The organism is Mesorhizobium sp. M7A.F.Ca.US.005.03.1.1, from assembly GCF_003997975.1.
In the GTDB taxonomy this organism is placed as follows: Bacteria; Pseudomonadota; Alphaproteobacteria; order Rhizobiales; family Rhizobiaceae; genus Mesorhizobium; species Mesorhizobium ciceri.
Genome location: NZ_RZRO01000176.1, coordinates 1 through 6,026, shown reverse-complemented (window position 1 = coordinate 6,026; position 6,026 = coordinate 1). Strand labels below are relative to the sequence as shown.

Genomic DNA, 6,026 nt, shown 5'->3' with positions numbered 1-6,026 from the left:
CCGCCGCCGGCTACAACTTCTCCCTCCTGCTCAGGTGGCTGAAGGGGTTTTTGTCGCTCTTGATTGCCCTGCTTCAAATCCGGCCGAAGCCGGTCGCCGCTTAGGGCTCGGATTGTTCACGGTCGACTAGTGAGCACTCTCCAATATGTTAGGCTCTGTCGCAGTAGCGCAACAAGCTCAGTCTTTGGATGGGTGGTATGAGGATGAGACGACTGAATGTGTACAGGCTCAGTCTTTTTATCGAGGCTCTCGTTTTTGTCGTAAGCGCGTTCGGTGCGACGTGGCTTACCAGCTTTGTGAACGCGCCATGGTGGACATATGTGATTATAGCGGCCATCGCTATGGGCATGTTCGTCGCCGTGCGTGGGGTCCTTTCTGAGCCGCAACGTATGGGACTCTTGGCACACAACTCGGCAGCGACCTCTGCGTGAACCCAGACGCCTTGAAAATGTGCCCGATGCGTCCGGATTTTTGGCGGTGATCTTCATCAAATGCGATGAGCTGCAATTTCTGGCGACGGCCACGCTAAGGGCGGGCCTCCAGCACCATGTTGAACGGTGTCTCCGCGGCGCGACGCAATCGCTTGAAGCCGCCGCCGGTCACAACCTTGCGCAGCCTCGCCTCACCGGCCTGGGCTCCAAGCGCGAGCCCGACTTCCTGCGACACGGATGCGGGCGTGCACACGAAAGTGGAAGCGGCATAGTAAACGCGGCCGACGGGATTGAGGTTCGCCGCCAGATGATCATGCGCGAACGGCTCGACGATCATCCACGTGCCGTCCGGCTTGAGCGATCCGTGGACATGGGTGGCGGCGCCCGTCGGGTCGCCCATGTCGTGAAGGCAATCGAAGAATGTGACGAGGTCATAGGTTCCGGGATAGCTCTTGGCGGCCGCCACGTCGAACCGCGTGTTAACGCCGACGCCGGCTACCTCGGCCGCCTTGCGGGCGCGCTCAATCGAAGGGGCATGATAGTCGAAGCCGACGAAGCGCGAATTGGGGAAGGCCTGTGCCATGAGCACGGTCGATGCACCATGACCGCATCCAACATCCGCGACGTCCACGCCGCGTTCGAGCTTCTCGACGACGCCCTCCAAGGCCGGCAGCCAGGAGTCGATCAGATTGGCATTGTAGCCTGGACGGAAGAACCGTTCCGTACCGCGAAACAGACACGCGCTATGATCGTGCCACCCGACGCCCTTGCCGGACTGGAATGCCTGCCTCACCTTTTCTTCATCGAGCCACAGCGCGGACAGGAACTCGAATGCGCCTGCCATGAAGGCCGGGCTGTCTTCATCAGCGAACACCAGCTCTTGCTCGGCGTTGAGATAGAATTTGTCGCTCGCTTCATCGTAGTCGACGTAACCCGCCGCCGCCTGCCCGGAAAGCCATTCCCTTACGAGGCGTTCCTGGGTGCCGGTGCGTGTCGAAAGTTCGGCGGCCGTCATCTTGCCGCCTTCGCGCAATGCCTTGAACAGGCCGAGTCTGTCCCCCAGCAGGACTCCCGCGCCCGTTGCGATCGCACCGAGATCGCCGACCATTTTCCCCAAGAATGCGTCCAACTTTTCCTGATTCGCTTCAGACATCTGAATCTCCCTTTGGGTTCAATCTCTCCAGGCGACGGAGCCGTGCTCGTCATGAGGCGCCTTGAGCATCAGATGCTCGAAGACATGCAGATATCCCCGGCGGCTCATTCCGCGCTGCCGATCCTGCACCAGACCATATGGGTGACGACCGGCGCGGTGGTCGGGAATGACAGCCACCTCCATGCCGTTGAAAAGCAGGAAATCCGTCACTTTGCCCTCGTCGGTAACCGGCGGAGCCGGAGTGGTCGTCACCAGGGCAAGCCCTGTTGCAGCAGGTATCCTTGGGCAGCCTGTCAGAACATCGATGACTCCGGTTGTGGTGCCGGGGTGGGCGATCAGGGGCCAAGTGATTGTTCCGCGGCGGCTGTATGTTGTGGTAAGGTGATCATGCGAACTCTTGTTGGTCGGTCACGTGTTTTGCGGATGACCCGCATGTACTGTGCCAAATGAGAAAACCATTCAAACGCAATCCAGTAGATCTGACTGTATCCGACATTGTCGGAATTTGGACATCGCCGAACGCGAAGCGCTCGGGGCTTGTGACGATACTTGAGCGTGCTGCTTCGGAGGAGGGATGAGCCTCGAACCGGCCGCGAGGCCTTTTTCTGGCAACGGATATTCCGGCCGGGTTAGGCCGCGAGGAAAGCGACGGTGAATAAGAGGTAGAGGACCAACCGTTTTGAGCGGGTAGTTGCCGTGTTGCGCCCCCAGGCAAAGGCCAGCACCACGGAGCAGTATTTCTGGTGGCGATACTACAACGCCTTTTAGTGCCGGTTACCCGTTTTTACCCAGTTGGCCTGGTGCATTCAGAGCGAGCTCGTTGGAAACCGCTTATTGTGGCTATGAGCGAACTCGGGATGGAGGAGTGGACCCAAAAATTGGCAAAATGCCCCAGGGAGGATTACATGGGTCGCTCATTCCCCGTACTCGTTACAGGTGCGCGTCGCTTCGCAAACAGCTTGCTTTTGACTTGGCGTTTTTTGCCGTCTCGGCATCGCTCACTAATTCGGCCGCTGCCGACACCGTGAACTGGCGTCAATTCGAAGGGACCAGCATAACTTGGGCCTACGACATCCACCCCTATGCGGATGCTCTCGCTGCGCAATTTCCGGAGTTCGAGAAGCTGACCCGGCATCAAGGTCACGCCGGAACTCTACCCAGACGATTCTTACTGGAACAAGATGACGATCCAACTGACGACGAAGTCGCCAGCATGGGATGTGTTCGGCACTGGCATTCAGCCCGCGTAGGACCTCGCTCCGAGTGGCGCCCTGGAGCCGCTGGACAAATACCTGAGCGATTGGAAGCTTACCGATGCTGGATACGACTACATTACGTGGACATGATCAAGAAGTGCGCGGCTCCTTCCTTCGCGTCCGGCCGCAGCGCGATGACGATCGACTCAAATATGTTCGGCTTCTGGAACGATGTTGCGGGGAAGCCGGCATCCGGCAAGATCGCCTTCGCTCCGCCGCTGCACGCACCGAGCGCCACGAGCTTGGAGTCTGACATCTGGATCTGGGCTCTCGCCATGAACGCGGCTTCCGAAAAGAAGGGCACGGCCTGGCTGTTCATCCCGTGGGCCACCTCCAAGCAGGTGGCGCTCAAGGGTGCCCTTGCTGGCCAGCTCGTCAATCCGCCGCGCACGTCGACCTGGCAGACGACACCTGGACTAAGTACGCTTCGCAGCCCGAGTTCAACAACTTCGTTGACAGCTTCAAAAAGATACAGGACCAAGCCGCGCTGGCTTTCACACCGCGTGTCGGCTTCGGCGAAGCCATGAACGCATGGGCCGTGGCGATGCAGAAGATGGTAAACGGCGATGACGTCGAGACGACGTTGAGGGCGCTTGCCGAAGAAATCCGCACTGGCCTCTGATCAAAAGGAACAGGGCAGTACTATTGCACTGCCCTGTTCCCGCCAACGGCGGAGATCACGCCGTGTCACCCCAAGCACTTAAACCCAGCGTGCCGATGGCAGCCGAAGGACCTGGCGCGCGCGCCTCGTCCGGTTCGGCTTCGCTGGAGGGGCGTTCCATCGACTGTTTCAGCCTTGCAATCATCCAGGCGCTGGCCAAAAGCCAGATGGAGCGCCGGCTCAGGAACCGGCGCAAAAACTCGAGCCTGCCGGCGCTGATCGAGCTGGTGCTGGCGCGGCCGCTGGTGTCGGCAGGTCTGGTCGCGGCCGAGCTGAAAATTAGCCAGCGCGCTGCGCTCGGGCTGGTGCCGAACTCGGCATCCGTGAGGTGACCGGCAGGGGGCGCTACCGGGCGTGGGACCCCGTTTAGCTGCGGCGGGCTTTGGCGAAAGCGACAGCACTGATGATTTTTGCTGTACGCTCATTCTCCCTCATCTGCGCGTTGACAGAAAACCAGCAGGCGAGGGTCACAGCACGCTGTGCTCCCCGCGATTTCCGGAAAACCAATGAAAAACGACTTTGATCGATCGCGCGGGACGTATCATTCAACCATGTCGAGAACGGGCGTGACGGCACGTACACTATGGACCGAGAGAACTTTGTCTGGCGACTTTGCGCACGCTTGCAAAACTCTTCGGAAAACTTCCTTCTGTTGATCCAATGATCGTAATGAGCTGGAGTGGCATCGCCGCTCTCCTCGGTTCTTGCTCTCTCAGTTGAACTTGATGCTAGCCTGCACGAAAACGCCGTAGCGCTTTGCCTTCCAATCGTCGGCCTGCGGGGAACCACGACCGCCCATTGCCTCTTCGAAATGAGCGGTGCCGTTATTCGCCACGGCCGCAACACCGCCTCGAGCTGGACGCCATGCCCATCGCCGTCTTCGGGAATTAGCTTGATCTTGGGCGCATGTGGTGCTGCTCTTTGCCGTCGAGCCGCGTGAAGAGGAACGCCACGTCACCAGAAAGGCTGAGTCGCTCGGTGAGTTGCGTCTGCCCGGCCAAGCCGAGTCGCAGCGAATGCCAATCGTTGTCCTGGCTGAGAGGTTGACGTAGGTGGGACGGTTGGCACACAGGTTCCCCAGTTGGTCGCCTGCTGCGTGCAACCGAAAGCATCGTAGCTCTCGTGCCAGAAATTGTTGCCAACAAAAGCACCGATGCGGTAGCGCGGTGAGTTCAAGAAATTATATCCAAGATCGGCGGTGAAATAGCTGACGCCGCCCCCGCGCTGATCACTGAATGTGTTTGAGTAGCCCCCCATTTCCGTAAGAAGTCCTCGTCATGAGAAAATCCTCCCTGATGCCGCCCGCACCGAGGAGGCCTTTACGAAAATGCCAGTCGGATTGTGGACTCGAATGCGCGTCTAGATCGTCATAGGTGAGCCGCGAGACCAGTGACGTACCTTTATGATTGTAAAGTTCCTTCGATGCGTTGCCGGTACTGGCCAGTAACGTAGTCCACCCTCGAAGGAAAAGACTGAGGCCGCCGACCCGGCTACCGACGCCGACTCGCAATCACCGGCACTCGACGGCGGTTCGGAACTTCTCGGTGCCGCAGCGCCGGCCAAGCCGGACGGGCCCGGTGAAAAATTCGTCGTCGAGGGCAAGGCGCCCGCTGCTGCGCCCGGCCGCGCCGACGATTTTTCTTGGCCGCCAAGGCGGCAGCCTGCGGCCGGGGCCACAACCGAAACGACCACGGCGATCAGTCCGTAAGCTGCCCGGGGCAGCGGAAGGGCGGAAAGCGCCTTCAGGTGGCCGCACAAGTAGGGTCTCGAGACGGACTCAGCGCGGCAGCACGCTCGATCCCATCAGCGCCTCATCGATGGCGCGCGCCGCCTGGCGGCCCTCGCGGATCGCCCAGACGACCAGCGACTGGCCGCGCCGCACGTCGCCCGCCGCATAGAGCTTTTCGACGCTGGTCCTGTAGTCCCGGTCATTGGCCTCGACATTCTTCGAGCGGCGGCTGTCAATGGCGATCTTCATCTGGCCGGCCAGTTCCGACACCGGCCCGCGAGCGGCTGGCCCGGCAAAGCCGATGGCGATGAACGCGAGATCGGCGCGGATGACGAATTCGGTGCCGGCGATCGGCTTGCGCTTTTCGTCGACTTCGCAGCATTTGACCCCGGTCAGCTGGCCGTTTTCGCCGATGAATTCAAGCGTCGCCACCTGGAATTCGCGCTCGGCGCCTTCGGCCTGCGAGGATGACGTGCGCATCTTGGTCGCCCAGTATGGCCAGACCGACAGCTTGTCTTCCTTTTCCGGCGGCTGCGGCCGGATGTCGAGCTGGGTGACGCGCACCGCGCCCTGGCGGAAGGCGGTGCCGACGCAGTCGGAGGCAGTGTCGCCGCCGCCGACGACGACGACATGCTGGCCGCCGGCGAGGATCGGATGCGACGGCCACGCCACCGACTGGATCGGTTCGCCGCCGACACGCCTGTTCTGCTGCACCAGATAGGGCATCGCGTCATGCACGCCGCCGAGATCGTCGCCGGGAATGCCGGCCGCGCGCGGCGTTTCGGAACCGCCGCAA

Annotated in this window: 5 protein-coding genes and 2 pseudogenes; 3 read left to right on the top strand and 4 right to left on the bottom strand. The window is 60.8% G+C overall.

Going from position 1 to position 6,026, the window contains the following annotated elements; translation table 11 throughout:
• Window positions 1–525: 525 nt before the first annotated feature.
• The 3 genes and pseudogenes from EN990_RS34555 to EN990_RS36515 all read right to left on the bottom strand — a co-directional run bounded on the left by EN990_RS34555 (window position 526) and on the right by EN990_RS36515 (window position 3,159).
• A complete protein-coding gene (locus tag EN990_RS34555) occupies window positions 526–1,584 on the bottom strand; it encodes a class I SAM-dependent methyltransferase (protein WP_024504268.1) in 1,059 nt (352 codons plus the stop codon).
• Window positions 1,585–1,641: 57 nt separating this feature from the next.
• Window positions 1,642–1,863: pseudogene (locus tag EN990_RS34550) on the bottom strand (insulinase family protein); the annotation flags it as partial.
• A 1,053-nt stretch (window positions 1,864–2,916) separates the two neighbouring features.
• Window positions 2,917–3,159 carry a hypothetical protein gene (locus EN990_RS36515; protein WP_224571023.1) on the bottom strand — a complete coding sequence of 81 codons (243 nt, stop codon included), beginning with the start codon at window positions 3,157–3,159 and terminating at the stop codon, window positions 2,917–2,919.
• A gap of 3 nt (window positions 3,160–3,162) precedes the next feature.
• On the opposite strand from EN990_RS36515, the gene EN990_RS36510 reads away from it, so the two are divergent.
• The 3 genes and pseudogenes from EN990_RS36510 to EN990_RS36505 form a co-directional block, all read left to right on the top strand.
• Complete coding sequence (locus EN990_RS36510) at window positions 3,163–3,462, top strand: hypothetical protein (protein ID WP_224571022.1); 300 nt, start codon at window positions 3,163–3,165, stop codon at window positions 3,460–3,462.
• A gap of 62 nt (window positions 3,463–3,524) precedes the next feature.
• Window positions 3,525–3,833, top strand: a complete 309-nt coding sequence (locus EN990_RS36880) for a helix-turn-helix domain-containing protein (RefSeq protein ID WP_236473435.1) — start codon at window positions 3,525–3,527, stop codon at window positions 3,831–3,833.
• Window positions 3,834–5,014: 1,181 nt separating this feature from the next.
• Window positions 5,015–5,209, top strand: a pseudogene (locus EN990_RS36505) (DUF459 domain-containing protein); the annotation flags it as partial.
• Window positions 5,210–5,278: 69 nt separating this feature from the next.
• On the opposite strand, the gene EN990_RS34530 reads toward EN990_RS36505, so the two are convergent.
• Window positions 5,279–6,026 (bottom strand): FAD-dependent oxidoreductase (locus tag EN990_RS34530; RefSeq protein ID WP_164766220.1); only part of this gene is annotated, 748 nt, incomplete at its 5' end.

What these genes read in the sequence shown, in the direction of transcription:
- EN990_RS34555 (WP_024504268.1), bottom strand. Translation starts at nt 1,584, where the DNA reads ATGTCTGAAGCGAATCAGGAAAAGTTGGACGCATTCTTGGGGAAAATG.
- EN990_RS36515 (WP_224571023.1), bottom strand. Translation starts at nt 3,159, where the DNA reads ATGAACAGCCAGGCCGTGCCCTTCTTTTCGGAAGCCGCGTTCATGGCG.